We start from the raw sequence: 25944 nt of genomic DNA on the forward strand, positions 1-25944 counted from the left end.
GTGCGGGGGGGGGGGGGGGGGGGGGGGGGGGGGGGGGGGGGGGGGGGGGGGGGGGGGGTGGGGGGGGGGGGGGGGGGGGGGGGGGGGGGGGGGGGCCGGGGGGGGGGGGCCCCCCCCCCCCCCGCGGCCCGGAGAGCGGACGGAGCAGGGCATCACGGCCCTTCCGCCGCCCTCCAGGGCTGTTCCACGGCCTCACCGGGCCAACCCCAACCCGGTGAGGCCCCCCACCCTCGGCACGCCGTGCCGGAGAACCCGGCATCATGTGACAGGTATCACCGCTCACGTGTGAGATGTGATTTAGAGAGCCCCGCCCGGCGGCGATAACCTGCGAGACGGACATGCCGCGCGCTCGGACACCGTGTGCGCCTCCCTTGTGACACATGCGGTCGTCACGTTGCCCTTCGCGGCACGCCCACGCATCCAACGAACCGCTAGATCACTGATAGGGACGGAAGCGCGTGGACCTGTTCGAGTACCAGGCGAGGGACCTCTTCGCCAAGCACGGTGTACCGGTGCTGGCCGGTGAAGTCATCGACACGCCTGAGGCGGCGCGCGAGATCACCGAGCGGCTGGGCGGCAAGTCGGTCGTCAAGGCCCAGGTGAAGGTCGGTGGTCGCGGCAAGGCCGGCGGCGTCAAGCTGGCCGCCACCCCGGACGAGGCCGTCGCCCGCGCGACGGACATCCTCGGCATGGACATCAAGGGCCACACGGTCCACAAGGTCATGATCGCCGAGACGGCTCCGGAGATCGTCGAGGAGTACTACGTCTCCTTCCTCCTCGACCGTGCCAACCGCACCTTCCTCTCCATCGCCTCCGTCGAGGGCGGCATGGAGATCGAGGAGGTCGCGGCCACCCGCCCCGAGGCCGTCGCCAAGATCGCGATCGACGCGATCGACGGTGTGGACGAGGCCAAGGCCCGCGAGATCGTCGAGGCCGCCAAGTTCCCGGCCGAGGTCGCCGACCAGGTCGTGAACGTCCTCGTCAGGTTGTGGGAGGTCTTCGTCGAGGAGGACGCCCTCCTGGTCGAGGTGAACCCGCTGGCCAAGGTCGCCTCCGGTGACGTCATCGCCCTCGACGGCAAGGTGTCCCTGGACGACAACGCCGAGTTCCGCCACCCCGAGTTCGAGGAGCTCCACGACAAGGCCGCGGCCAACCCGCTGGAGGCCGCCGCCAAGGCCAAGGGCCTGAACTACGTGAAGCTGGACGGCGAGGTCGGCATCATCGGCAACGGCGCCGGCCTGGTCATGTCCACCCTGGACGTCGTCGCCTACGCCGGTGAGAAGCACTCCGGCGTCAAGCCCGCCAACTTCCTCGACATCGGCGGCGGCGCTTCCGCCGAGGTCATGGCGAACGGCCTGGAGATCATCCTCGGCGACCCGGACGTCAAGTCCGTCTTCGTCAACGTCTTCGGCGGCATCACCGCCTGCGACGCCGTCGCCAACGGCATCGTGCAGGCCCTGGAGCTCCTGGAGTCCCGGGGCGAAGAGGTCACCAAGCCGCTGGTCGTGCGCCTCGACGGCAACAACGCCGAGCTGGGCCGCAAGATCCTCGACGACCGCAACCACCCGCTCGTGCAGCGCGTGGACACCATGGACGGCGCGGCCGACAAGGCCGCCGAGCTGGCTGCTGCCGCGAAGTAAGGGACGAGGTCACAGAACACCATGGCTATCTTCCTCACCAAGGAATCCAAGGTCATCGTCCAGGGCATGACCGGCTCGGAGGGTCAGAAGCACACCCGCCGCATGCTGGCGTCCGGCACGAACATCGTCGGCGGCGTGAACCCGCGCAAGGCGGGCACCAGCGTCGACTTCGACGGCACCGAGGTACCGGTCTTCGGCACCGTCAAGGAGGCCATCGAGAAGACCGGCGCCGACGTCACGGTCATCTTCGTCCCGGAGAAGTTCACCAAGGACGCGGTCGTCGAGGCCATCGACGCCGAGATCCCGCTCGCGGTCGTCATCACCGAGGGCATCGCGGTGCACGACACGGCGTCCTTCTGGGCGTACGCCGGCAAGAAGGGCAACAAGACCCGCATCATCGGCCCGAACTGCCCCGGCCTGATCACCCCCGGCCAGTCCAACGCCGGCATCATCCCGGCCGACATCACCAAGCCGGGCCGCATCGGCCTGGTGTCGAAGTCCGGCACGCTGACGTACCAGATGATGTACGAGCTGCGCGACATCGGCTTCTCCACCTGCGTCGGCATCGGCGGCGACCCGATCATCGGCACCACCCACATCGACGCGCTGAAGGCGTTCCAGGACGACCCCGACACCGACCTGATCGTCATGATCGGTGAGATCGGCGGCGACGCCGAGGAGCGGGCCGCGGCCTTCATCAAGGAGAACGTGACCAAGCCGGTCGTCGGCTACGTCGCGGGCTTCACCGCGCCCGAGGGCAAGACCATGGGCCACGCCGGCGCCATCGTCTCCGGCTCCTCCGGCACCGCCCAGGCCAAGAAGGAGGCCCTGGAGGCCGCCGGCGTCAAGGTCGGCAAGACGCCGACCGAGACGGCGAAGCTGGCCCGGGAGATCCTGGCCGGCTGAACGGCCTGACGGCACCGGTGGGCCCGCTCCCCGCACGGGGGGCGGGCCCACGGTCCTGTCCGGCCTATCCCGGCCGCGGCGCCAGCCGCTCCGGGCCGTGGGCCGGCTCCTGGCGCAGCTTGGTCCGCAGTTCGAGCTCCTCCTCCGACAGCGGCCCGGGCGCCGTCCGCGGCGGCACCCCCCGTACCGTCGCCCCCGGCGGCACCGGCGGTTCGTAGTGCGTCGGAGCGGTCCGCAGGGTCAGGACCGTGCTGCCGATCAGAGCCGCCGTGAAGGCGATGGCGGCCCGGGTCCAGAAACGCGCCCGGCGTTCGCAGCCCCGGCGCACCGCCCCCGGCTCGGCCGCGCGCAGCCGCTCGGCGACGGCCGGCCCGGCCAGCCGCTCGCGGAGCACGGCCGGGTCGGCCAGCTCGGGCAGCCGCGCGGCCACGGCCTCGCGCGCGTGCAGCAGCCGGTTCGCCGTCGCCGGAGTGCTCGCCTCCGTCTCCGCCGCCGTCTCCGGCAGGCCGAGGCCCACCCCGTCGTACAGCAGCAGCGTGCGGCGGTAGGGCGGTGGCAGGGCCAGCAGGGCGCCCAGCAGCGCGCGGTCCGCCGCGTCACCGGGCGGCGGCTCCGGATGCCGGTACCGCCGGCGGAACCGGTGCCAGGGGGACAGGGCGGCGTCGTACGCCGCCGCCCGCACCCAGCCCGCCGGGTCGCGGTCGCGGGCCACCTCGGGCCAGCGCTCCCAGGCGAGGCGGAAGGCCCGCTCGACCGACTCGCGCGCCAGCTCACGGCGGCCGGTGAGCAGGTAGGCCTGCCGCAGCAGGCCGGGGGCGCAGGAGGCGTACAGCGCGTCGAAGGCCTGAGCGGGCGCCGGGCGGGCGGACGGGCGCGAGCCGGAGGGCTGCTCCTCGGGGCGTACGGCGGTGCCGGCGTCGGCGGCCGCGGCGGGGGCCGGGGCCGTGCGGGCCGCCGCCTTCCGCCGGGGCGAAGTCCTCCCGCGGCGCGGCCGCGTCTCCGCCGCGAAGCCGGCGAGCAGTTCCGCGTACGCCTCCCGCTCCCGGCCGTGCGGAGTCTGCCGGCCGGTCTCCCACGCCCGTACCGTCTCACGGCTGACGCCCATCCGCTCCGCGAGCTGATCCCGTGTCAGCGAGGCCCGCTCGCGCAGGCGCCGGCGCTTCCCGGGGGGCGGGAGAGGGGTGGCAGGGCGCTGCGTCACGAGAAGCCCCTTCGTACGAAAAAGCACATAACCGTATATTGATCGACACAACGGCGCTTCTCCTGTTACGACGGAAAAGCGCGTGTCGTTGGGAGCATGGCGGCGTGACCGAGACACCCGCCCGCCGACCCCCGTCATCGCCTCCGCTCACGCGCCTGCGGGGCCGGTCGCCCGGCCTGGCCACCGGACTGCTGGACGGCGCGGTCGCGGCGGCGCTGGGGCTCGGCGCGTTTGCCGCGCTCGCGGTGACGCTGTGGATCAGTTCGCCGTACCCCGACAGCGGGCCGGACGGCGCGCTGCACGTCGCGGCGGCGCTGTGGCTGCTGGCGCACGGGGCCGAGCTGGTCCGCACGGACACGCTGTCCGGCGTCCCCGCGCCCGTGGGCGTCACCCCGCTGCTGCCGCTCGCGCTGCCGTTGTGGCTGGTGCACCGGGCGGCGCGGGACGCGACGGACGGCGGCGAGGACGGTGCCACGCCGCTCGCCTCCGCCCGCACCGCCTGGACGGGCGTCGTCCTCGGCTACCTCGCGGTGGCCGCCCCCGTCGCGCTGTACGCCGCGGGAGGCGGACTGCGGCCGGCGTGGGGGTGGGCGGGGGCGTGTGTGCCGCTGGTCGCGGCGGTGGGGGCGGGATCGGGGGTGTGGGCGGCGTACGGCCGGCCGGCCGGCCTGGTGGGGCGGGCGCCCGACATGGCGCCGGCCGGGGTGCGGGGGCTGGTCGCCGGTCCCCGCGAGCGGCTGGGGGCCGCGGTGCGGGCCGCGGCCGCGGGGACCGCCGTGCTGACCGGGGGCGGGGCCCTGCTCCTGGCGGTGTCGCTGCTGTGGCACGGCGGAGCGGCGTGGAACTCCCTGCTGGGGCTGACGGAGGGCTGGTCGGGGCGGTTCGCGGTGCTGCTGCTGTGCCTGGCGCTGGTGCCGAACGCGGCGGTGTGGGGGGCCGCGTACGCGCTGGGGCCGGGGTTCGCGCTCGGCGCGGGGCACGCCGTGACGCCGCTCTGGTCGGCGCCGGCGCCGGTGGTGCCGCCGTTTCCGCTGCTGGCGGCCGTGCCGGAGGCCGGGCCCGGGAGCCCGCTGAACTGGGCGGCCCTGGGCGTGCCGATGGCGGCCGGGGCGACGGTGGGGTGGTGGGTCGCGGTGGCCGCGACCGCGGGGGAGCGGGGCGGGGTGTGGTCCGCGGGACGCACCGCCGGCGTCGCCGGGTGGGCGGGTGCGCTGTGCGCGGTGGCGGTCGGCGGGCTGGCCGGGGCGGCGGGGGGACCGCTGGGGACCGGGGTGCTGGAACGGTTCGGGCCGGTGTGGTGGCAGGCGGGGGGCGCGGCGGCGGCATGGGCCGTGGCAGTGGGGGTCCCCGTGGCGCTGGGGGTGCGCGGGTGGAGGTGCCGGGGAGCGCGGGAGGAACCGGAGGCCGGGAGGAGAGCGCCGGGGGAGGGGGGAGGGGACGTCCCGGCAGGGGAGTCCTCGCAGGGCGCGCGGGACGTCCCGGCGGAAATGGTGCCGGAAGGTTCGCGGGACGCCCCGGCAGGGGAGTCCTCGGAAGGCGCCCGCGGCATCCCGGCGTGGAGGATGCCGGAAGGCGCCCGGGACGCCCGGTCGCCGGAGGGGCCGTACGGCCACGGCGGCCCGCGCGGGCCGCGGGGAGGGGGCGGGGACGGGCCGTTCGAGGCCTGCGACCTGCTGCCGGAGCAGCGGGAGGGGCCGGAGGGGTCCGAGGTGACCAGGACGTCCTGAGCCGTGCCCGGCGCCCGGACGGACCCGGGCCGGGCGGACCCGCCCGGCGAGGAGACCCGGGCGCCCGGCGTGCCCGACGGGTGCCGGGGAGCGCCGGCCTCAGCCGTTCGTCCCCAGCACCCCCCGCAGTTCCTTCGGCAGCAGCTGGCCGCAGGACTGCTTCGCCTCGTTCGTGAGGGCGTCGTTCACGCACGTGTAGTAGTCGCGGTAGACCAGCTGGGCCGTGAAGGACACGGCGACCAGGGCGAGCGCCAGGGACGCGGTGACCAGGCCGCTGACCACGGCCGTCGTCTGGGGGCGGGAGCCCGTGTCGGGGGCCGGGGTGCCCGCGGCGGCGTCGGCGCGGGGCTTGGCGCGCAGGGCGCTGACACCCCAGTAGAGGGCCAGCGCGCCGAGCGGCAGGGCCAGGTACGGCCAGCTGAACAGGGCGAAGAAGAAGGCCCACATGCCGCACAGCAGGGAGTAGCGGGCGTGCCGCTGGGCGGGGTCCGTGGGATCCCAGCGCAGGGCCGGGCCGGGGCCGCCCGCTCCCTGGGGCCCGGAGCCGGGGCCGCCGGGGCGCTCGCCGAAGCCGCCGGGGGAACGTCCGGGCTGCCGGTCGCTCCAGCCGCGGCCCCACGGACCGCGCTCACCCTCGTCCGGGGAACCGCCGCCGCTCCGGCCGCCCGAGGGGTGCCGCGGCTGCCAGGGGCGGTCCGGGGCGTCCTCCGGCGGCGGGGCGAACGGGTTGTCCTCCTGGGCCGCGCCGCCCCGCTCGTCGCCGTTCTTCCCGCCCGAGGGCGCGTCGGGCGGCGAGGCGGGGCGCTCCCGCAGCAACACGCCGCTGCGCTCCCCTCCCTGCACCGACTGCTGGGGGAGCGTGAGGAGTCGCAGGCTGCGGTCCGGCATCAAGTGAGCGTCTTCCCCTTGGTGAATACGACGTGCTGAGTACGACGTGCTGAGTGCGGCCGGTCCGGGGCGTCCGGTGGAAGCGCCCGGGGTCCGGCCCCCGTCACCCCGTGAACGTGCGACGCGCGGGAGGCGTTCCCGGACCTTCCCGGTCCGGCTCCTCCCAGACGCTACCTTCCGGCCACGCCCCCGTCCCGAGGGGGCCGTCAGGTGTGCCGGTATCGTTGCTGACGGTCGGCCGCTTCGTAGACTTCCCCGTATCCGGGGGCGCGAAGCATTCGTACGACTGTACAAAGCGGCCGTACGGACCCGGCCGCGCAAGAACGCTTCCCCGAGAAAGGGCCCCCACCGTGGCCGCCAAGCCCGTGGCCAAGCGCCTCGTCGTGCTGGTCTCCGGATCCGGCACCAACCTGCAGGCGCTGCTGGACGCCATCGAGACGACCGGGCCCGAGGCCTACGGCGCCGAGATCGTGGCCGTCGGCGCCGACCGCGAGGGCATCGAAGGGCTCGCGCGGGCCGAGCGGGCCGGACTGCCGACCTTCGTGCGGAAGGTGCGGGACTACGCCGACCGCGAGGAGTGGGACGCCGCGCTCGCCGAGGCCGTCGCCGCCCACGAGCCCGACCTCGTGATCTCGGCCGGGTTCATGAGGATCGTGGGGAAGGCGTTCCTCGCGCGGTTCGGCGGGCGGTTCGTCAACACGCACCCCGCGCTGCTGCCCAGTTTTCCCGGAGCCCACGGCGTGCGGGACGCGCTCGCGTACGGCGCCAAGGTCACCGGCTGCACCGTCCACTTCGTCGACGACGGCGTCGACACCGGGCCGATCATCGCGCAGGGCGTGGTCGAGGTCCGGGACGAGGACGACGAGAGCGCTCTGCACGAGCGCATCAAGGAAGTCGAGCGAAGGCTGCTCGTCGATGTCGTGGGGCGGCTCGCCCGCAACGGCTATCGCATTGAGGGACGAAAGGTAGTTATCCAGTGACCGCCACCGCCGAGAGCAACAAGCGGGCCATCCGCCGCGCGCTCGTCAGCGTCTACGACAAGACCGGGCTCGAGGAGCTCGCGCGCGGGCTGCACGAGGCCGGTGTGGAGCTGGTCTCCACCGGGTCCACGGCCGCGCGGATCGCCGCCGCCGGTGTCCCCGTCACCAAGGTCGAGGAGCTCACCGGCTTCCCCGAGTGCCTGGACGGCCGGGTCAAGACCCTGCACCCGAAGGTGCACGCCGGCATCCTCGCCGACCTGCGCCTGGAGGACCACCGGCGGCAGCTCGCCGAGCTGGGCGTCGAGCCGTTCGACCTCGTCGTCGTCAACCTGTACCCGTTCCGCGAGACCGTCGCCTCGGGCGCGACGCCCGACGAGTGCGTCGAGCAGATCGACATCGGCGGCCCCTCGATGGTGCGCGCCGCCGCCAAGAACCACCCCTCCGTGGCCGTCGTCACCAGCCCGGCCCGCTACGCCGACGTCCTCGCCGCGGTGCGGGACGGCGGCTTCGACCTGGCCGCCCGCAAGCGCCTGGCCGCCGAGGCCTTCCAGCACACGGCCGCGTACGACGTGGCGGTCGCCTCCTGGTTCGCCTCCGAGTACGCCTCCGTCGACGAGTCGGGCCTCCCCGCCTTCCTCGGCGCCACCTGGGAGCGCAAGCACACCCTGCGCTACGGCGAGAACCCGCACCAGCCCGCCGCCCTGTACGTGTCGGGCACGGGCGGCCTCGCCGAGGCCGAGCAGCTGCACGGCAAGGAGATGTCGTACAACAACTACACGGACACGGACGCCGCCCGCCGTGCCGCGTACGACCACGACGAGCCGTGCGTGGCGATCATCAAGCACGCCAACCCGTGCGGCATCGCGATCGGCAAGGACGTCGCCGAGGCGCACCGCAAGGCGCACGCCTGCGACCCGCTGTCCGCGTTCGGCGGCGTGATCGCCGTGAACCGGCCGGTCAGCAAGGAGATGGCCGAGCAGGTCGCGGAGATCTTCACCGAGGTCATCGTGGCGCCCGGCTACGAGGAGGGCGCCCTGGAGGCGCTCACCAAGAAGAAGAACATCCGGGTGCTGCGCTGCCCCGACGCCCCGTCGAACCCCGTCGAGGTCAGGCCGGTCGACGGCGGCGCGCTGCTCCAGGTCACCGACCGCCTCCAGGCCGAGGGCGACGACCCGGCCACCTGGACGCTGGCCAGCGGCGAGGCGCTGTCCGAGGCGGAGCTGGCCGAGCTGGCGTTCGCCTGGAGGGCCTGCCGGGCCGTGAAGTCCAACGCGATCCTGCTCGCCAAGGACGGCGCCTCGGTCGGCGTCGGCATGGGCCAGGTCAACCGCGTCGACTCGTGCAAGCTGGCCGTGGAGCGGGCGGGCGCCGAGCGGGCCCGTGGCTCCTACGCCGCCTCCGACGCGTTCTTCCCGTTCCCGGACGGCCCCGAGATCCTGATCGAGGCCGGGGTCCGCGCCATCGTCCAGCCCGGCGGCTCGATCCGCGACGAGCAGGTCGTCGAGGCCGCGAAGAAGGCCGGCGTCACCATGTACCTCACCGGGACGCGCCACTTCTTCCACTGACGTCCCACCGGTCCGCGGCCCCGGCCCTCCCCCGACGGGGCCGGGGCCGCGGTCGCGCCACGGCGGGCGACTCCGCCCCGACGCCCCGGGAGCGGAGCGGCACCTCGGACCCGCGGGGGTCACGTCCCGCCGGGCGGCGTGTACTCCCGGAGGTAGCGGGCGACGCGGGCGGCGTAGTCACGGCACTCCGAGGGGACCCCGCCCGCGTCGTTCACCTCGTCGTACGACGTCCGGTAGGCGGCGGCGACCAGCACCCGCCGGTCGCCGGGCAGGCCGGTTCCCAGGCGCGGCGCGATCCAGCACAGGTACCGGCCCATCGCCGGGATGGACTCGGCGGGCGGGAAGGGCGGGTCGGGCACGGTCTCCCCGGGCGTGCCGTCCTCGTTCATCCACCAGCGCAGCACGCGCGGCGTCCACCGCGCGATCCCGTACTCGTTCCTCGCGGGGTCGGCGAGGTCCGGGTCGAAGTCGCTCTCCACCTTCAGCATGGCCGCGATCAGCGCGGGGGTGACCTCCGGGCGGGCGCAGTCGTGCGCCGTCTCGACGATCAGCGGGCGGTACGCGGCCGGGACGCCCCGGTCGGTGCGCAGCTCCGCGGCGCCGTAGGAGGCGGCGGAGACGTTCGCGGTCGGGCCGGCGCCCCGTCCGCCGGTGTCCGGACCGCCGTCGGTCCGGACGGCGACGGCGTGGCCCAGCGCGGCCAGGGCGACGGTGGCGGCCACCGCGGCCGGCACGGCCGTCCGGCCGGAGCGGCGGCGCGGCGGCAGCCGCCCGGGCCGGCCGGTGGCGGCGGCCCGTACCCGGCGCAGCAGGTCCTCGGTCCCGATCCGCTCGGCGTGCGTCCGGGTCAGGCAGGCCCGCACGATCTCCCGCCACGCCTCGGGCAGTCCGGGCGACAGCCGCAGCTCGTCGGCGCCGCGGGCGTAGGCGGCGGCCGCGTCCCGGCGGGCCGTCGGGGTGCCGCCGGGCAGCGGGAAGGAGCCGGTGAGGACGAGATGGGCGAGGACGCCGAAGGCCCACACGTCGGCGGAGGGCCGGATGCGGCGGCCCCGCTCGCCGATCTCCGACCACAGCAGCTCGGGCGGGGTGTAGTCCGGGGTGGAGAAGGCCGGCGTGTAGGCGTGGGTGCCCTCCAGCTCCCCGGCCGTGTTGAAGTCGGCGAGCCGGACCGAACCGTCCCCCATCAGCAGCACGTTGGCCGGTTTCAGGTCGCCGTGCACCCAGCCGGCCCGGTGCAGCTGGGCCAGCCCCGCGCAGATCTGCGCGAGCAGGGCCGGGCCGGATCCGGGGCGCGGGGAGGCGGCGAGCAGCGCGGACAGGGAGCCCTCCGCCCGCTCCAGCACGAGGACGGTCGCGCCGTCGAGGCGGGGGTCGGCCGGGTCGTCGACGGTGAGCGTCTCGTACATCCGGATCAGCCGGGGCTGCTTCAGCCGGCGGTGCAACGCGACCTCGCGCTCGACCAGCTCCCGCAGATGGGCGAGTTGGCGGGGGGTGCCGGTGCCGGTGGGCAGGAACTTCAGGGCGGCCGTGCGCGGCAGGTGGCCGCGGTCGTCGGTGCGCCGGGCGGCGTACACGCTGCCGAAGGCGCCCGTCGCGATCGGCTCCCGCACCTCCCACCCGCCCACCCGGTAGCCCCGGGGCACCGGCACGGCGTACGGCTCCCTCACCGGGCCGGCCACCGGGACGGCTCCGCGAGGACCACCAGGTCGTCCTCGCGGACCAGGTCGAAGCGGAGCGCCAGGGAGACCAGGGACTCCTTCTTGCCGTTCAGCCGCGGGCCCGGCTCCGCCGTCTCCGGGCCCGGCTTCAGCCGCAGCTTCACCGCGAGGTAGTCGATGTTCCACTGCACCGAGGCGCGGGAGGCGGCCGGCCAGGTGGGGCGCAGCCGCTCCACGACCTGGTCGACGGTGGGCGGCGGCGCGTGCGGCGCGCCGCGCAGCCGGGGCTCGCACAGGGCGGCCAGCACCGCGAAGTAGCGCTTGGTGCGGTCGACGGAGAAGGCCGGCGCGGTGGTCTCGCCGTCGGGGACGTCCCCGGCGCGGACGTAGTCGTGGCGCGGCGCCCACACCTCGATCGGCAGCAGGTCGCCCGCGGCCGGCAGCACGATCCGCGCGAACTCGAACGGCACGGGCGCGTCCAGCCGGCCCGGGGCCACCTTGACGTGCTCGCCCGCGCCCTCCGGGTTCTCCACCACGTACGTCTGGCGGGCGGAGAGGTTGCTCAGGGTCCAGAAGGCGCCCTGGGCGGTGATCGCACCGGCTCTGCGGGACACCCCGTCGTGCGGGATGCGGAGGTCGTTGCCGTGCGGGGACCGGCCGAAGCCCAGCCGCTCGCCGGGCGCGAGGCGGAGCTGGGCGCGCCGGGGTCCGTCCTCCGTGGTCGGCGGAGGTACCACGATGATGCTGTACAAGGTGCGTCTCCCCGTGCCTGACGGCTGCACAGCCAGAGTAGGGGGACGCGGCAGGGCCGTGTCCCCCTCGAACGGGTGAGACACGGCCCTGCGGCGTGACGGGCGGGAGGCGCCCGGCGGGCGCGGGGCGCCCGGGCGCGCGGGGCGCGGTCAGTAACGCGGCCGGTTGAACCAGGCGGAGCCGTTGGAGTTGCCGACGAACACCGCGACCAGGACGGCGAGCACGGTGTGCACGAGGCCCACCAGGATGAACGGGTAGATGCCGAGGATCGCGGTGATGACCGCGAAGACCAGCGTGGTGATCCGGACGCCGTTGCCGCCGGTGGTGAACTTCAGCGCCAGCACGATCGCGAACACCGCCCAGGCCAGCGCGAACACCACGAGGGCCCACAGCATGCCGGCCGAGTAGTCGGCCAGCTGCTGGAAGGCGTCGTCCTCCTGGAGCGCGGCGTCGTTCTTGGCGGCGTTCACGCCGACGGCGGCGAAGGCGAACAGGGCGACGCCGATGACCTGCAGGCCGACGATGACCCAGAGCATCACGCGCGCGGCGCTCACCGAGCCGGGCATCGTCGTCGGCGCCGGGGCGCCGCCGTACGGGCCGACGGGCGGGGCCTGCGGGTAGCCGTATCCGGGCGCCTGTCCCTGCTGCTGCGGGTAGCCGTAGCCCGGCTGCTGTCCCTGCTGCGGGGCGCCGTAGGGGTTGTTCGGGTCGCCGAAGCTCATGACGGTCTCTTCCTCCGTTGTTCCACGTGCGGGGACGGCGCGCGGCACGCACGGAGGAGAGTTCTTCAGATGCGGTCCGTCCCCCCGTCGAGCTGCCCGCGGCACTGTCCAGCCATCGTTCTTCACCATCGAAAGCTTGTCCAGCGACATGTCCCAGGCGTTGTGCAAGTGCAACATCACCGATCATGGACGGATACGGCGGGACGGGTCCCGCGCCGCCCGGATCGCGGGCGGATTGGAACCGGGGCCGGGTCATCCGCGAGGATGGGGCCATGACCGCCCAGATTCTCGATGGCAAGGCCACCGCAGCCGCGATCAAGTCCGATCTGACCGCCCGCGTGGCGGCGCTGAAGGAGAAGGGCGTCACGCCCGGCCTCGGCACGATCCTGGTCGGGGACGACCCCGGCAGCCAGAAGTACGTCGCCGGCAAGCACCGCGACTGCGCCCAGGTCGGCATCGCCTCCATCCAGCGCGAACTGCCCGCGACGGCGACGCAGGAGGAGATCGAGGCGGTCGTCCGCGAGCTGAACGAGGACCCGGCCTGCACCGGCTACATCGTCCAGCTGCCGCTGCCCCGGGGCATCGACGAGAACCGCATCCTGGAACTGATGGACCCGGCCAAGGACGCCGACGGACTGCACCCGATGAACCTCGGCCGCCTGGTCCTCAACGAGCCCGCCCCGCTGCCCTGCACCCCCAACGGCATCCTCACCCTGCTGCGCCGCTACGGCGTGGAGATCAAGGGCGCGGAGGTCGTGGTCGTCGGCCGCGGCGTGACCATCGGCCGCCCGATGCCGCTGCTGCTGACCCGGCGCAGCGAGAACGCCACCGTGACCCAGTGCCACACCGGCACCCGGGACCTGGCCGCCCACCTGCGGCGGGCCGACATCGTCATCGCCGCGGCCGGCTCCCCGCACCTGGTGCGGCCCGAGGACGTCAAGCCCGGCGCGGCCGTCCTCGACGTCGGCGTCTCCCGCAACGCCGAGGGCAGGATCGTCGGCGATGTCCACCCGGACGTGGCCGAGGTGGCCGGCTTCATCTCCCCCAACCCCGGCGGGGTCGGCCCGATGACCCGCGCGCAGCTGCTCGTCAACGTGGTCGAGGCGGCGGAGCGCAGTGCCGGCTGAGGACGCGACCGGGAGCCCCGAGGAGATCACGGTCCGGGACGCGGTCAGCGCGCCCGACGCCGAGGGCAGGCCGCGGCGCGCCACGCGCCGCTTCCCGCTGTTCACCCGGGACACCGCGCGCCCCGAGGGCGGCGGCCGGGCCGCGCCCGGCGACGCCCCGGCGCCCGCCCGGCAGTGGCCCGTCCTCGCCGTGCTGGCCCTGGTCGGGCTGGGCCTGCTGCTGACCGCGCTGGACGTGTTCCGGTACGGGACGCTGCTGATCGGCGCCGCGCTGCTGACCGGCGCGCTGCTGCGCTGGCTGCTGCCCGACGTCGGCATGCTCGCGGTGCGTTCCCGCTTCACGGACATCGCCACCTACGGCGTGCTGGGCACCGCGATCGTCCTGCTGGCGATGATGGCGCAGCCGCACCCGTGGCTGGAGATCCCGTTCCTGAAGGACACGCTGCACTTCACGGTCAGCGGGTAGCGGATAGCGGTCGGCGCCGGCTTCCGGCGGCGGACTTCCGGGCGGGCGGCGGTCCGTCCCCTCCCCGCCCCGGGACGGGCCGCCGGGCCCGTCCTCCCGCGCCGTGAACGGGCCGTTCGACGCCGTCCGCGCACCGGGGCACGGAAGTGACCGTTCCGCCACAGGGCGCGGGACGGGCGTGACACGCGCGCCGTCCGTGACCGCGCGTGTGCGGTCCGTGTGACGATGTGCCGACAAGTTCTCGGATGTGCGGTCAAGTCGCCCCAGAAGGGGGCTAGCGTGGTCGATCGGGACGGCCCGGGATGTCCCGCGTGCGGCCGGGGCCGGCCCGGCGTGGGGGACGCCGGTGGGACACCGGGCCGCGGCCTCGCGGACGTGCGACGGTGCACGCCCGCGGCCACCAGGGCTCCCGTGCGCCCCCACCCCGGGAACTGAGATCCTGACCGGGCGCGCCCCTGCGGGCGGCCGGGACGGGACTCGGCCAGGGGCGTCACGCGCGGGGGGAACCATCAGCACGAACCGGGGGGAAGAGGGGGGTAGCAATGCCTCGTTGGAGGGCCTTGCCGGATGAACTCGATCCGCAGGTCAAGGAGTTCACCGGGCAGCTGCGGGGGCTCGTGGACCGCAGCGGGCTGAGCATCGCGGCCGTGGCGGACCGCACCGGCTACAGCAAGACGTCCTGGGAGCGTTACCTGAACGGCCGGCTGCTCGCGCCCAAGGGCGCGATCGTGGCCCTGGCCGAGGTCACCGGGACCAATCCCGTCCACCTGACCACCCTGTGGGAGCTGGCCGAGCGGGCCTGGAGCCGCTCGGAGATGCGGCACGACATGACCATGGAGGCCATCCGGATCTCCCAGGCGCGCGCCGCGCTCGGGGAACTCGCGGCGCCGCCCGCGGACACCCGCAGGGCGGCCCGCAAGAGCGGCGGCGCGGCCGCGCCGGGCGCCGCGGGACCGGCCGGAGCGGTGCCGACGGTGCCGGCGCAGCCGACGGCCGCCGAGAGCCCGGACGCGGTCGGCGGCAACTCGTGGCGGATCGCCGGGTACCAGGGGCCCGCGCCGAGCGGCAGACGCCCGGCCGGGGGCGCGCCCGCGGCGCACCCGGACCGGGGCGGTGCCGCCCCGGGCGCGTCCGGTGAGCCGCCGCGCCGGTCCGCGGAATCGCGCCGCGCCCCGGGAGGCGGCCGGCGGGCGGCGATGTTCGTCGCGGGCGCGGTCGGCGCCGTGGGCGTGATCGCCGGGGCGTTCCTCCTGCTCGGCGGCGGCGACCGGGGCGACGAGGGCGCGGACGCCCCGCCCTCGCCGTCCGCCGGCGCGTCCACCGCTCTGCCCGCCGGGGTGAAGTGCGGCGGAGCCGCCTGCACCGGCAAGGACGCGGAGGTCATGGGGTGCAGCGGCGACCTGGTGACCACCGCGCGGAGCGCGACCGTCGGCACGACCGTCGTCGAGGTCCGCTACAGCAGGACCTGCGGCGCCGCCTGGGGCCGGATCACCGGGGCCGCGCAGGGCGACGAGGTGGAGGTGTCCGCGGGCCGGACGAAACAGACCGGCGCGGTCACCGCCGCCGGCGACACGATCGCGTACACCCCGATGGTGGCGGTCGCGGGCGCGGACGACGCGACGGCCTGCGTGACGCTGGCGTCCGGGCAGAGGGGCTGCACGCGGTAGGGACGGCCGGGGCCGGCGACCGTGCCGGGGAGACCGGGAGAACAATCCGCGCCGGCAGGAATGGCGGCCCGGAACGAGGGCACGCGAACAGTACCCCCACGGGAGTCCGGCAACGGTACCCCCCCTCACGGCGGCCGCCTCGGTCCCCCCTCTCCCGGACCGGCGGCCGCCGCTCCACGCCCGCCCGGAGCCGGGCGCCGGGACTTGTGGGCCGGGCCACACCGACCCGGCCGTCCGGGATGCCGGATGCGCGATAGCCTGACCGCTGGATCTCTCTTGACGCCAAGAGATCGATCAAATGTGTCCGTGATCGATCCGCGGCAGGCGCCGGTCACGAACCGGGGCGGGGATCCCGCACCCCGGGGCAGGGACGCCCCACCGCCAGCTGTCATACGGAGAACGCCATGACCCGCACTCCCGTGAACGTCACCGTCACCGGCGCGGCCGGCCAGATCGGTTACGCCCTGCTCTTCCGCATCGCCTCCGGCCAGCTGCTCGGCGCGGACGTGCCGGTCAAGCTGCGCCTGCTGGAGATCACCCCGGCGCTGAAGGCGGCCGAGGGCACGGCCATGGAGCTCGACGACTGCGCGTTCCCGCTGCTCCAGGGCATCGACATCACCGACGACCCGAACGTCGCCTTCGACGGCGCCAACGTCGCCCTCCTCGTCGGCGCCCGCCCCCGCACCAAGGGCATGGAGCGCGGTGACCTCCTGGAGGCCAACGGCGGCATCTTCAAGCCGCAGGGCAAGGCCATCAACGACCACGCCGCGGACGACATCAAGGTCCTCGTCGTCGGCAACCCGGCCAACACCAACGCGCTCATCGCGCAGGCCGCCGCGCCCGACGTACCGGCCGAGCGGTTCACCGCCATGACCCGCCTGGACCACAACCGCGCCCTGACCCAGCTGTCGAAGAAGACCGGCGTCCCGGTCTCCGAGATCAGGAAGCTGACGATCTGGGGCAACCACTCCGCCACCCAGTACCCGGACATCTTCCACGCCACCGTCGCCGGCAAGAACGCCGCCGAGGTCGTCAACGACGAGAAGTGGCTGGCCGAGGACTTCATCCCGACCGTCGCCAAGCGCGGCGCCGCCATCATCGAGGCCCGCGGCGCCTCGTCGGCCGCCTCCGCCGCCAACGCCGCCATCGACCACGTCTACTCCTGGGTCAACGGCACCCCGGAGGGCGACTGGGTCTCCATGGGCATCCCGTCGGACGGCTCCTACGGCGTCCCCGAGGGCCTGATCTCCTCCTTCCCGGTCACCTGCAAGGACGGCAAGTACGAGATCGTCCAGGGCCTGGAGATCAACGAGTTCTCCCGCGCCCGCATCGACGCCTCCGTCAAGGAGCTGGAGGAGGAGCGCGAGGCGGTCCGCGGCCTCGGCCTCATCTGACCCCTGCCGACACCCTTTGCCCGACGGCGATCCCCGGGCGGCCACGGCCGCCCGGGGATCGCCGCGTTTCGCGGCCGCCGCCCGCACGCCGATCGGGGAACCGCCCGCTCCCGGACCAGCGCGCCGCCGACGGCCGCGCCGGCGAACGCGAGCTGCTGGAGGCCGCCTTCCCGTTTCCGCCCGCCCCGTTTCCGCCCGCCCGGCACGCTCCGCGGAGCGGACGCCGGTCCCCGCCGATCCCCGGTTCGCCGGATGTATGCCCCTGTTTGCCGTGATGTTCAGTGACGCAGAGCACTTTCGGCCACCGATTTCGCATGTCCGCGTGAAGACAGGGGCAGGCGCTCACGGTCCCCGGAGGGTGACACCGATGTGACTCACCGGCACCGAACAGGAACGGAAGGCAGCACCGGATCATGGCGGACAGTACGGACCTGCGAGCGCGGCGGACCATCCACGCGGGAGGGGAGTGGCGCGAAGCCGTCTCCGGCGCCACGCGCGAGATCGTCGACCCCGCGGACGCGACCGCGTTCGCCGTGGTCGCGGAGGGCGACGAGAAGGACGCCGACCTGGCGGTCGCCGCCGCCCGGCGCGCCTTCGACGAGGGCGACTGGCCGCGCACCCCCGTCGCCGAGCGCGCCGCGCTGCTGCGCCGCGTCGCCGAACTGCTGGCGCGCGACCGGGAGAAGCTGGGCCTGCTGGAGAGCCGCGACGCGGGCAAGACCGTCGAGGAGGGCCGCGTCGACGTGGACTGCGTCGCCGACGCGTTCCGCTACTTCGCGGACCTGGTCGCCGCCGAGGCGCCCGGCCGGGTGGTCGACGCGGGCTCGCCCGACGTCCACAGCGTCGTCGTGCACGAGCCGGTCGGCGTCTGCGCGCTGATCACCCCCTGGAACTATCCGCTGCTCCAGGCCAGTTGGAAGATCGCGCCCGCGCTCGCGGCCGGCAACACCTTCGTCGTCAAGCCGAGCGAGATCACCCCGCTGACGACCGTCGCGCTCATCGACCTGCTGCTGGAGGCGGGGCTCCCGGCGGGGGTCGCCAACCTCGTCACCGGGCCCGGCCACACCGTCGGCGCCCGGCTCGCCGAGCACCCCGACGTCGACCTGGTCTCCTTCACCGGCGGCCTGGCCAGCGGCACCAAGGTGGCGCAGGCCGCCGCCCCGACCGTGAAGAAGGTCGCCCTCGAACTCGGCGGCAAGAACCCCAACGTCGTCTTCGCCGACGCCTGCGCCACCGACGAGGGTTTCGACACCGCCGTCGACCAGGCCCTCAACGCCGCCTTCCTGCACAGCGGCCAGGTCTGCTCGGCGGGCGCCCGCCTCATCGTCGAGGAGAGCGTCCGGGACCGCTTCGTCGCCGAACTCGCCCGCCGGGCGGGCCGGATCCGCCTCGGCCGCGGCACCGAGGACGGCGTCGAGTGCGGTCCCCTGGTCTCGGAGCAGCAGCGCGCGAAGGTCGAGGCGTACGTGGCCTCAGCGCTGGAGGAGGGCGCGGTGCTGCGCGCCGGCGGCAAGCGCCCGGAGCCGTCGCCGCAGCGTCCGGAGAGCGGCTACTTCTACGAGCCGACCGTCCTCGACCACTGCCACCGCGGGATGCGCGTCGTCCGCGAGGAGGTCTTCGGCCCGGTCCTCACCGTGGAGACCTTCCGCACGGAGGACGAGGCCGTGTTCCTGGCCAACGACACCGAGTACGGGCTCGCGGGCGCCGTGTGGACCGCCGACGCGGGCCGGGCGCGCCGGGTCGCGGGCCGGCTGCGGCACGGCACCGTCTGGATCAACGACTTCCACCCCTACCTCCCGCAGGCGGAATGGGGCGGTTTCGGCAAGAGCGGGACCGGCCGTGAACTCGGCCCGGCCGGGCTCGCCGAGTACCGCGAGACCAAGCACGTCTACCAGAACCTCGCGCCCAGGCCGGTGCGCTGGTTCGCGGGCTGACCCGCGCCGTCGGAGCGCTCCGCCCCCACCCGCCGGACCCGGCGGGGAGCGCGCCGCGAAGGACACCTGTCCCGAATCCCCCCAGGAGTACCACGCCCATGCCCGACCACACCCACGAGTTCGACTACGTCGTCATCGGCGGCGGCACCGCCGGTTCCGTCATCGCCTCCCGGCTGACCGAGGACCCGGACGTCACCGTCGCCGTCATCGAGGGCGGCCCCAGCGACGTGGACCGCGAGGACGTACTGACCCTGCGCCGCTGGATGGGCCTGCTCGGCGGCGAGCTGGACTACGACTACCCGACCACCGAACAGCCCCGCGGCAACTCGCACATCCGGCACAGCCGCGCCCGCGTCCTCGGCGGCTGCTCCTCGCACAACACGCTGATCGCGTTCAAGCCGCTGCCGTCCGACTGGGACGAGTGGGAGGCGGCCGGCGCCAAGGGCTGGGGCGCGGCGCAGATGGAGACGTACTACGCCCGCCTGCTGAACAACATCGTCCCGGTCGACGAGAAGGACCGCAACGCCATCGCCCGCGACTTCGTCGACGCCGCCCGGGCAGCGCTCGGCGTGCCGCGCATCGAGGGCTTCAACGCCGAACCGTTCACCGAGGGCGTCGGCTTCTTCGACCTCGCCTACCACCCGGAGGACAACAAGCGCTCGTCGGCGTCGGTGGCCTACCTGCACCCGGTGATGGACGAGCGGCCCAACCTCCGGCTGTTCCTGGAGACCTGGGCGTACCGGCTGGAGCTGGACGGCACACGGGTCCGGGGCGTCCGCGTCCGCACCAAGGACGGCGCGGACCTGCTGATCCGGGCCCGCACCGAGGTGCTGCTGTGCGCGGGCGCGATCGACTCGCCCCGCCTGCTGCTGCACTCCGGCATCGGCCCCCGGAAGGACCTGGCGGCCCTCGGCATCCCCGTCGTCCACGACCTGCCGGGAGTCGGGGAGAACCTGCTCGACCACCCCGAGTCGGTGATCGTCTGGGAGACCCACGGCCCGATCCCGGACAACTCCGCGATGGACTCCGACGCGGGCCTGTTCGTGCGCCGCGACCCCCACCGCGCGGGACCCGACCTGATGTTCCACTTCTACCAGATCCCGTTCACGGACCACCCGGAGCGCCTCGGCTACGAACGGCCCCCCCACGGCGTGTCGATGACCCCGAACATCCCCAAGCCCAAGAGCCGCGGCCGGCTCTACCTGACCAGCGCCGACCCGTCGGTCAAGCCCGCGCTGGACTTCCGCTACTTCACCGACGAGGACGACTACGACGGCCGCACCCTGGTCGACGGCATCCGCATCGCCCGCGAGATCGCGCGGACCGAACCGCTGGCGCACTGGCTCAAGCGCGAGGTGTGCCCCGGCCCGGACATCACGAGCGACGAGGAGCTCGGCGAGTACGCCCGCCGGGTCGCGCACACCGTCTACCACCCGGCGGGCACCTGCAGGATGGGCTCCGCGGACGACGAACTGGCCGTGGTGGACCCCGAGTTGCGGATCCGCGGGCTGGACGGCATCCGTGTCGCCGACGCCTCCGTGTTCCCGACCATGACCGCGGTGAACCCGATGATCGGGGTGCTCATGGTCGGGGAGAAGGCCGCCGAGCTGATCGGGGGTGGTGCGCGATGAGCACGGCCACCGGGACCGCCGCGGGCACGCCCGTGTTCTCCGTCCAGGGCCTGTGGAAGGTCTTCGGCCCGAAAGCCGGCCGGGTCCCCGGCGACCCCGAGCTGACCGCCCTCGGCCCCGCCGAGCTGCGCGCCCGCACCGGCTGCACGGCCGCCGTCCGGGACGTCTCCTTCGACGTGCGCAAGGGCGAGGTCTTCGTCGTCATGGGCCTGTCCGGCTCCGGCAAGTCCACCCTGGTGCGCTGCCTGACCCGGCTGGTCGAGCCGACCGCCGGCACCATCGCCATCGACGGCGAGGACGTCCGCGCCATGGACAAGACCCGGCTGCGCGAACTGCGCCGCCACCGCGCCGCGATGGTCTTCCAGCACTTCGGCCTGCTGCCGCACCGCACGGTCCTGGACAACGTGGCCTACGGTCTGGAGATCCAGGGCATGGGCCGCGCCGAACGCCGCGCGCGGGCCGCCGAGATGGTCGCCAAGGTCGGCCTGGCGGGCATGGAGCAGCGCAGGCCGGGCCAGCTCTCCGGCGGCCAGCGGCAGCGCGTCGGCCTCGCCCGCGCGCTCGCCGTCGACCCCGAGGTCCTCCTCTTCGACGAGCCGTTCAGCGCGCTCGACCCCCTCATCCGGCGCGACATGCAGGAGGAGGTGGTGCGGCTGCACCGCGAGGAGGGCCGCACCATGGTCTTCATCACCCACGACCTCGGCGAGGCCCTGAAACTGGGCGACCGCATCGCCCTGATGCGCGACGGCCGCGTCGTGCAGCTCGGCACGCCCGAGGAGATCGTCGGCTCGCCCGCCGACGACTACGTCCGCGCGTTCGTCCGCGACGTCCCGCGCGAGCAGGTCATGACCGTCCGTACGGCCATGCGCCGCGCCTTCCCGGACGAGACCGGCAGCGGCCCGGCGGTCCGCCCGGACGCCACGGTGTCCGAGGCCATCGAGGCGGTGGCCCGGGCCGGGGCCCCGGCCCGCGTGGTGGACGGCGAGCGGTGCCTGGGCGTCGTCGACTCCGACGCGCTCCTCGGCGTGGTCGCCGGGACGAAGACGCCTGCCGGCGCCGCGGCGGAGCGGCCCGAGGAGGCGGTCTGATGGCGACGCTCACCGCATCCGCCCCCCGCCCGGCCCTCCCCGGCGCGCTCAAGCGCCCGGCCGTGCGCAAGCTGCTGCTGCTCGCGGTCGCCGCCGCGGTCCTCGTGCCGCCGGCGAGCGCCCGCTGGGCGAGCGGCGGCTGGCCGGCCGCCCTCACCGTCGACGTGTCCGCGCCGCTGGAGCGGGCCGGCGACTGGATCGTCGACCACCGGGACAGCCACCCGCTGTTCCTGTACGGCCTCGGCCACCTCAGCAACGCCGTCGTCCTCGCCGTGCGCGCCGTCTACCTCACCCTGCTCGCCGCGGGCTGGGCCGGCGTCACGGCGCTCGGCGCCCTCGTCGCCTGGCGCGTCGCCGGGGTCCGGCTCGCGCTCGGCACCGCCGCCGCCTTCCTGGCCTGCGGCGCGCTCGGCATGTGGGTGCCGGCCATGCAGACCCTCGCCCTGATGGTCGTGGCGGTCGTCGCGTCCGTGGCCGCGGGCGCCCTGCTGGGTCTCGCGGCCGGCCTGTCGGACCGGATGGACCGCGCGCTGCGCCCGGTCCTGGACACCATGCAGGTGCTGCCGGCCTTCGCCTACCTGCTCCCCGTCGTGCTGGTCTTCGGCATCGGCGTCCCCGCCGCCGTCCTCGCCACCGTCGTCTACGCCGCCCCGCCCATGGCCCGGCTCACCGCCCTCGGGCTGCGCGGCGCCGACCAGGAGGTGCTGGAGGCGGTCGAGTCGCTGGGCGCCACCGCCCGGCAGCGCCTGCTGACCGCCCGCATCCCGCTGGCCCGCACGCAGCTGCTGCTCGGCGTCAACCAGACGATCATGATGGCGCTGTCCATGGCGGTCATCGCGTCGGTGATCGGCGCGGGCGGCCTCGGCGACCGCGTCTACCAGGCGCTCGCCTCGGTCGACGTGGGCGCGGCGCTGGCGGCGGGCATCCCGATCGTGCTGCTGGCCGTCGTCCTGGACCGGGTGACGGGCGCGGCGGGGGAGAGGACCGGCGCCGCCCGGAGGGCCCCGGCGGCCTGGGCGCTCGCGCTGCTCGCCGCCGTCGCCGCGGCGGCGGCCGGACGTCTGGCGGGCCGGCCGGACTGGCCCGACGCCTGGACCGCGGACATCGCCGGGCCGGTCAACCGGGCCGTCGGCTGGATGACCGCCCACCTGTACTCGGGCGTGCCCGTCGTCGGCGGCACCGCCGACTGGGCGGGCCGCTTCACCACCTGGGTGCTCGACCCGCTCCGGGCCGGCCTGCAGGGGCTGCCCTGGTGGTCGGTGCTGCTGGCCGTCGCCGCCACGGCCTGGCTGATCGGCACCTGGCGCACCGCGCTCACCGCCGTCTGCGCCATGGCCGCGACCGGCGTGCTCGGCGTGTGGCGGCCGTCGCTGGACACGCTCTCGCAGGTCCTGGCGGCCGTCGCCGTCACCCTCGTCGCCGGCTTCGCCACCGGCGTCGCCGCCGCGCGCAGCGACCGCTTCGAGCGGCTGCTCCGGCCGGTCCTGGACGTCTTCCAGACGATGCCGCAGTTCGTGTACCTGATCCCGGTCGTCGCCCTCTTCGGCGTCGGCCGCGCCCCCGCCGTGGCCGCCGCGGTCGTCTACGCCCTGCCGGCCGTCGTCCGCATCACCGCCCAGGGCCTGCGCCAGGTCGACCCGGCCGCCCTGGAGTCCGCCCGCTCGCTCGGCGCGAGCGGCTTCCAGCAGCTGCGGCAGGTCCAGCTGCCGCTCGCCCGGCCGGCGCTGCTGCTCGCCGTCAACCAGGGCGTCGTCCTGGTCCTCGCCGTCGTCGTCATCGGCGGCCTGGTCGGCGGCGGCGCGCTCGGCTACGACGTCGTCTTCGGCCTCGCCCAGGGCGACCTGGCGACCGGCCTGGTGGCCGGCGCGGCGATCGTCTGCCTCGGCCTGATGCTCGACCGGGTGACGCAGCCGACGCGGCGCCGCCCGCGGAAGGGGGCCTGAGATGTTCCGCGGACGCATCACGGCGGTGCTGGCGGTGCTGGCGCTGACCACCGGCTGCGGCGCCGCCGACATGACCCGGCAGGCGTCGCCGTTCGCGAACGCCCAGGGCGCGCGGACGGTCACCCTGTCCGTGCCGTCCTGGGTCGGCGCCCAGGCCAACGTGGCCGTCGCCCGGTACCTGCTGGAGCACGAACTCGGCTACCACGTCGACACCGTGCAGATGGACGAGGTCCCCGCCTGGGACGCGCTCAGCCAGGGCCGCATCGACGCGCTCCTGGAGGACTGGGGCCACCCCGAGCAGGAACAGCGGTACGTCGAGGAGAAGCGGACCGTCGTCCGCGGCGGCGACCTCGGCGTCACCGGGCACATCGGCTGGTTCGTCCCGGCCTACTTCGCCGAGCGGCACCCGGACGTGACGCACTGGAAGAACCTGAACAAGTACGCCGACCGGCTCCGCACCGCGGAGAGCGGCGGCAAGGGACAGCTCCTGGACGGCTCACCGGCGTACGTCACCAACGACAAGGCGCTGGTGAAGAACCTGAAGCTGGACTACCAGGTGGTCTTCGCCGGCTCCGAGGCCGCGCAGATCACCCAGATCAAGCAGTTCGCCAAGGAGAAGAAGCCCTTCCTCACCTACTGGTACACCCCGCAGTGGCTGTTCGAGAAGGTGCCGATGACCGAGGTGAGGCTGCCGCCCCGCACGGAGGGCTGCGACGCCGACCCGGAGAAGGTCGCCTGCGCCTACCCGCACACCCCGCTGCAGAAGTACCTCAACGCGGACTTCGCGAAGCGGGGCGGCGAGGCGGCGGCCTTCCTGAAGAGGTTCAGGTGGACGACCGAGGACCAGAACGAGGTCTCCCTGCTGATCGCCGACCGGAAGCTGACGCCGGAGCAGGCGGCGGAGAAGTGGGTGGACGGCCACCGGTCCACGTGGAAGCGGTGGCTGCCCTGACGCCCCCTACCGCACCCGGGCCGCGATCTCCCGCAGCGCCGCGGCCGCCCGGCGCTGCAGGCCCGGCCCGAAGGTGACCCGGGTGGCCCCTCGCGCGCCCAGCTCGGCGGGCGAGGGGCCCTCGCCGTCCAGCCGGGCGAACACGTTGACGGGCCCTCGGATCCCGGCCCGCAGCAGCGGCAGCACCTCCGGCGGGGCGCCGATCGGGTACACGCAGTCGGCGCCCGCGGCCACGTACAGCGCGGCCCGCTCGACGGCCCGTTCCGGATCGGCGACCCCCCGGACGAAGGTGTCGACGCGCGCGTTGACGAAGAGCCCGCCGGCGGCCTCGGCCCGCACCTCGGCGAGCCGGTCCGCGTGCTCGTGCGGGTCCTTGAGCACCCCGCCGGCGGAGTCCTCCAGGTTGCAGCCGACGGCCCCCGCCTCCAGCAGCCGCTCCACCAGCTCCTTCGGCGCCAGCCCGTACCCGTCCTCCACGTCCGCCGACACCGGCACGTCCACCGCCCGCACGATCCGGGCCACCGCCGCGAACATCTCGCCGGCCGGCGTCCGCCCGTCCTCGTACCCGAGGGAGGCGGCGACCCCGGCACTGGGCGTCGCCAGCGCCGGGAACCCGGCCTCCTCGAACACCCGGGCGCTGGCCGCGTCCCACGGGCCGGGCAGCACGAGGGGGTCGTCCGGGGCCGGCCGCCGGTGCAGCGCGCGGAAGACCTCGGCCTTGTTCACCACCGGCTGCTCCCCGGGGGGATCCGCCGGCTGACCATCAGCCGGTTCCAGCTGTTGATGACGGTGATCAGCGCGATGAGACGGGCGAGCCGGTCCTCCTCGAAGTGCTTCGCGGCCTTCTCGTACACCTCGTCCGGCACGAAGCCGTCCGTGAGCACGGTCACCGCCTCGGTCAGCGCCAGCGCGGCCCGCTCCCGCTCGTCGAAGACGTCCCCGGCCTCCTCCCAGACGGCCACCAGGGCGAGCCGGCGGTCGCTCACCCCCTGCTTCCGGGCGATCTCCAGATGCATGTCCAGGCAGAACGCGCACCGGTTGAGCTGCGAGGCGCGGATCTGGACCAGCTCGGCGAGCGCCGGGTCGCCCAGGTCCCGCTTGGCGGCGGCGCTCAGCGCCAGCATGGCGGAGCGGACCTCGGCGTCCAGGTGCGCCGTACGGGCCGTCACGGGCGCTGTCCCGGCCGGGGGGCGTCCGGCACCCGGCGGCAGGTCACACCGAACCGGTTCCAGGCGTTGATCACCGTGATCGCGGCGATCAGCTGCGCCAGCTCCGCCTCCTCGAAGTGCTTCGCGGCCTTCTCGTACACCTCGTCCGGCACGAAGCCGTCCGTGAGCACGGTCACCGCCTCGGTCAGCTCCAGCGCCGCGAGCTCCTTCTCGGTGTAGAAGTGCCGCGACTCCTCCCAGGCGCTCAGCTGCACGATCCGCTCCACGCTCTCGCCCGCCGCGAGCGCGTCCCTGGTGTGCATGTCCAGGCAGAACGCGCACCGGTTGAGCTGCGAGGCGCGGATCTTCACCAGTTCGCGCAGGGCCGGGTCCAGCCCGCGCGCGGCCGCCGCGTCGAGCCGGACCATCGCCTTGAAGACGTCCGGGGCGAGCCGGGCCCAGTCCAGCCGGGGGACGGGCGCGGCGGCGTACTCCACGGTCTTGTCCTCGGGTGCGTTCGTCGTCATGTCCCCGACCCTAGGAGCGAAGCAGCC

At 74.7% G+C, this 25944-nt stretch carries 22 protein-coding genes; 14 read left to right on the forward strand and 8 right to left on the reverse strand.

The window, feature by feature from the left end:
* The first annotated feature begins 458 nt into the window (after window positions 1–458).
* Both sucC and sucD read left to right on the forward strand, forming a co-directional pair.
* Window positions 459–1640: an ADP-forming succinate--CoA ligase subunit beta gene (gene sucC / locus ACIBAI_RS04700; RefSeq protein WP_344602680.1), complete on the forward strand. Its 1182-nt coding sequence runs from the start codon at window positions 459–461 to the stop codon at window positions 1638–1640.
* A 21-nt stretch (window positions 1641–1661) separates the two neighbouring features.
* Window positions 1662–2546 carry a succinate--CoA ligase subunit alpha gene (gene sucD / locus ACIBAI_RS04705; protein ID WP_344602678.1) on the forward strand — a complete coding sequence of 295 codons (885 nt, stop codon included), beginning with the start codon at window positions 1662–1664 and terminating at the stop codon, window positions 2544–2546.
* A 64-nt stretch (window positions 2547–2610) separates the two neighbouring features.
* Here the strand turns inward: sucD and ACIBAI_RS04710 are convergent, their stop codons facing one another.
* The gene (locus ACIBAI_RS04710; RefSeq protein WP_399030949.1) at window positions 2611–3747 is read right to left on the reverse strand and encodes a helix-turn-helix domain-containing protein; all 1137 of its coding nucleotides are present in this window, start codon (window positions 3745–3747) and stop codon (window positions 2611–2613) included.
* Window positions 3748–3851: 104 nt separating this feature from the next.
* On the opposite strand from ACIBAI_RS04710, the gene ACIBAI_RS04715 reads away from it, so the two are divergent.
* Window positions 3852–5474 carry a DUF6350 family protein gene (locus ACIBAI_RS04715; protein ID WP_399030950.1) on the forward strand — a complete coding sequence of 541 codons (1623 nt, stop codon included), beginning with the start codon at window positions 3852–3854 and terminating at the stop codon, window positions 5472–5474.
* A gap of 99 nt (window positions 5475–5573) precedes the next feature.
* Here the strand turns inward: ACIBAI_RS04715 and ACIBAI_RS04720 are convergent, their stop codons facing one another.
* Window positions 5574–6362 carry a hypothetical protein gene (locus ACIBAI_RS04720; RefSeq protein WP_399030952.1) on the reverse strand — a complete coding sequence of 263 codons (789 nt, stop codon included), beginning with the start codon at window positions 6360–6362 and terminating at the stop codon, window positions 5574–5576.
* Window positions 6363–6712: 350 nt separating this feature from the next.
* Here ACIBAI_RS04720 and purN point away from each other — a divergent pair, with 350 nt between their 5' ends.
* Both purN and purH read left to right on the forward strand, forming a co-directional pair.
* A complete protein-coding gene (gene purN, locus ACIBAI_RS04725) occupies window positions 6713–7342 on the forward strand; it encodes a phosphoribosylglycinamide formyltransferase (protein WP_399030953.1) in 630 nt (209 codons plus the stop codon).
* Window positions 7339–8907 carry a bifunctional phosphoribosylaminoimidazolecarboxamide formyltransferase/IMP cyclohydrolase gene (gene purH / locus ACIBAI_RS04730; protein ID WP_399030954.1) on the forward strand — a complete coding sequence of 523 codons (1569 nt, stop codon included), beginning with the start codon at window positions 7339–7341 and terminating at the stop codon, window positions 8905–8907. Before purN ends, purH begins: the two co-directional genes overlap by 4 nt.
* A gap of 119 nt (window positions 8908–9026) precedes the next feature.
* Here purH and ACIBAI_RS04735 read toward each other — a convergent pair whose 3' ends face one another.
* From ACIBAI_RS04735 to ACIBAI_RS04745, 3 genes are all read right to left on the reverse strand, one after another.
* Complete coding sequence (locus ACIBAI_RS04735) at window positions 9027–10574, reverse strand: protein kinase (protein ID WP_399031369.1); 1548 nt, start codon at window positions 10572–10574, stop codon at window positions 9027–9029.
* Window positions 10571–11317 carry an FHA domain-containing protein gene (locus tag ACIBAI_RS04740; protein WP_399030956.1) on the reverse strand — a complete coding sequence of 249 codons (747 nt, stop codon included), beginning with the start codon at window positions 11315–11317 and terminating at the stop codon, window positions 10571–10573. Before ACIBAI_RS04740 ends, ACIBAI_RS04735 begins: the two co-directional genes overlap by 4 nt.
* Before the next feature lie 150 nt (window positions 11318–11467).
* Window positions 11468–12040: a hypothetical protein gene (locus ACIBAI_RS04745; RefSeq protein ID WP_399030958.1), complete on the reverse strand. Its 573-nt coding sequence runs from the start codon at window positions 12038–12040 to the stop codon at window positions 11468–11470.
* Between the two features lie 272 nt (window positions 12041–12312).
* Here ACIBAI_RS04745 and ACIBAI_RS04750 point away from each other — a divergent pair, with 272 nt between their 5' ends.
* The 9 genes from ACIBAI_RS04750 (at window position 12313) to ACIBAI_RS04790 (ending at window position 24242) form a co-directional block, all read left to right on the forward strand.
* Window positions 12313–13167 (forward strand): bifunctional methylenetetrahydrofolate dehydrogenase/methenyltetrahydrofolate cyclohydrolase, encoded by an 855-nt coding sequence (locus tag ACIBAI_RS04750; protein WP_399030960.1) that lies wholly within the window; start codon window positions 12313–12315, stop codon window positions 13165–13167.
* Window positions 13157–13633 (forward strand): DUF3017 domain-containing protein, encoded by a 477-nt coding sequence (locus ACIBAI_RS04755; RefSeq protein WP_344602662.1) that lies wholly within the window; start codon window positions 13157–13159, stop codon window positions 13631–13633. The genes ACIBAI_RS04750 and ACIBAI_RS04755 overlap by 11 nt, the downstream gene beginning before the upstream one ends.
* A gap of 560 nt (window positions 13634–14193) precedes the next feature.
* Window positions 14194–15300: a DUF2690 domain-containing protein gene (locus ACIBAI_RS04760; RefSeq protein WP_399030962.1), complete on the forward strand. Its 1107-nt coding sequence runs from the start codon at window positions 14194–14196 to the stop codon at window positions 15298–15300.
* A 404-nt stretch (window positions 15301–15704) separates the two neighbouring features.
* Window positions 15705–16694 (forward strand): malate dehydrogenase, encoded by a 990-nt coding sequence (locus ACIBAI_RS04765; RefSeq protein WP_344602659.1) that lies wholly within the window; start codon window positions 15705–15707, stop codon window positions 16692–16694.
* Between the two features lie 413 nt (window positions 16695–17107).
* Complete coding sequence (locus ACIBAI_RS04770; RefSeq protein WP_399030964.1) at window positions 17108–18628, forward strand: aldehyde dehydrogenase family protein; 1521 nt, start codon at window positions 17108–17110, stop codon at window positions 18626–18628.
* A 98-nt stretch (window positions 18629–18726) separates the two neighbouring features.
* Window positions 18727–20259 carry a GMC family oxidoreductase gene (locus ACIBAI_RS04775; RefSeq protein ID WP_399030966.1) on the forward strand — a complete coding sequence of 511 codons (1533 nt, stop codon included), beginning with the start codon at window positions 18727–18729 and terminating at the stop codon, window positions 20257–20259.
* Window positions 20256–21347, forward strand: a complete 1092-nt coding sequence (locus ACIBAI_RS04780) for a glycine betaine/L-proline ABC transporter ATP-binding protein (RefSeq protein WP_399030968.1) — start codon at window positions 20256–20258, stop codon at window positions 21345–21347. The genes ACIBAI_RS04775 and ACIBAI_RS04780 overlap by 4 nt, the downstream gene beginning before the upstream one ends.
* The gene (locus tag ACIBAI_RS04785) at window positions 21347–23290 is read left to right on the forward strand and encodes an ABC transporter permease (RefSeq protein WP_399030970.1); all 1944 of its coding nucleotides are present in this window, start codon (window positions 21347–21349) and stop codon (window positions 23288–23290) included. Before ACIBAI_RS04780 ends, ACIBAI_RS04785 begins: the two co-directional genes overlap by 1 nt.
* A gap of 1 nt (window position 23291) precedes the next feature.
* On the forward strand, window positions 23292–24242 hold the full coding sequence (locus ACIBAI_RS04790; protein ID WP_399030971.1) for an ABC transporter substrate-binding protein: 951 nt from the start codon (window positions 23292–23294) through the stop codon (window positions 24240–24242).
* Window positions 24243–24248: 6 nt separating this feature from the next.
* Here the strand turns inward: ACIBAI_RS04790 and ACIBAI_RS04795 are convergent, their stop codons facing one another.
* The 3 genes from ACIBAI_RS04795 to ACIBAI_RS04805 are packed head-to-tail and all read right to left on the reverse strand — an operon-like array spanning window position 24249 to window position 25917.
* The gene (locus ACIBAI_RS04795) at window positions 24249–24968 is read right to left on the reverse strand and encodes an isocitrate lyase/phosphoenolpyruvate mutase family protein (protein WP_399031371.1); all 720 of its coding nucleotides are present in this window, start codon (window positions 24966–24968) and stop codon (window positions 24249–24251) included.
* Complete coding sequence (locus tag ACIBAI_RS04800) at window positions 24965–25411, reverse strand: carboxymuconolactone decarboxylase family protein (protein ID WP_399030973.1); 447 nt, start codon at window positions 25409–25411, stop codon at window positions 24965–24967. Before ACIBAI_RS04800 ends, ACIBAI_RS04795 begins: the two co-directional genes overlap by 4 nt.
* Window positions 25408–25917: a carboxymuconolactone decarboxylase family protein gene (locus tag ACIBAI_RS04805; RefSeq protein WP_399030975.1), complete on the reverse strand. Its 510-nt coding sequence runs from the start codon at window positions 25915–25917 to the stop codon at window positions 25408–25410. Before ACIBAI_RS04805 ends, ACIBAI_RS04800 begins: the two co-directional genes overlap by 4 nt.
* Window positions 25918–25944 lie beyond the last annotated feature (27 nt).

The organism is Streptomyces sp. NPDC051041 (genome assembly GCF_044456065.1).
GTDB classification, from domain to species: domain Bacteria; phylum Actinomycetota; class Actinomycetes; order Streptomycetales; family Streptomycetaceae; genus Streptomyces; species Streptomyces glaucus.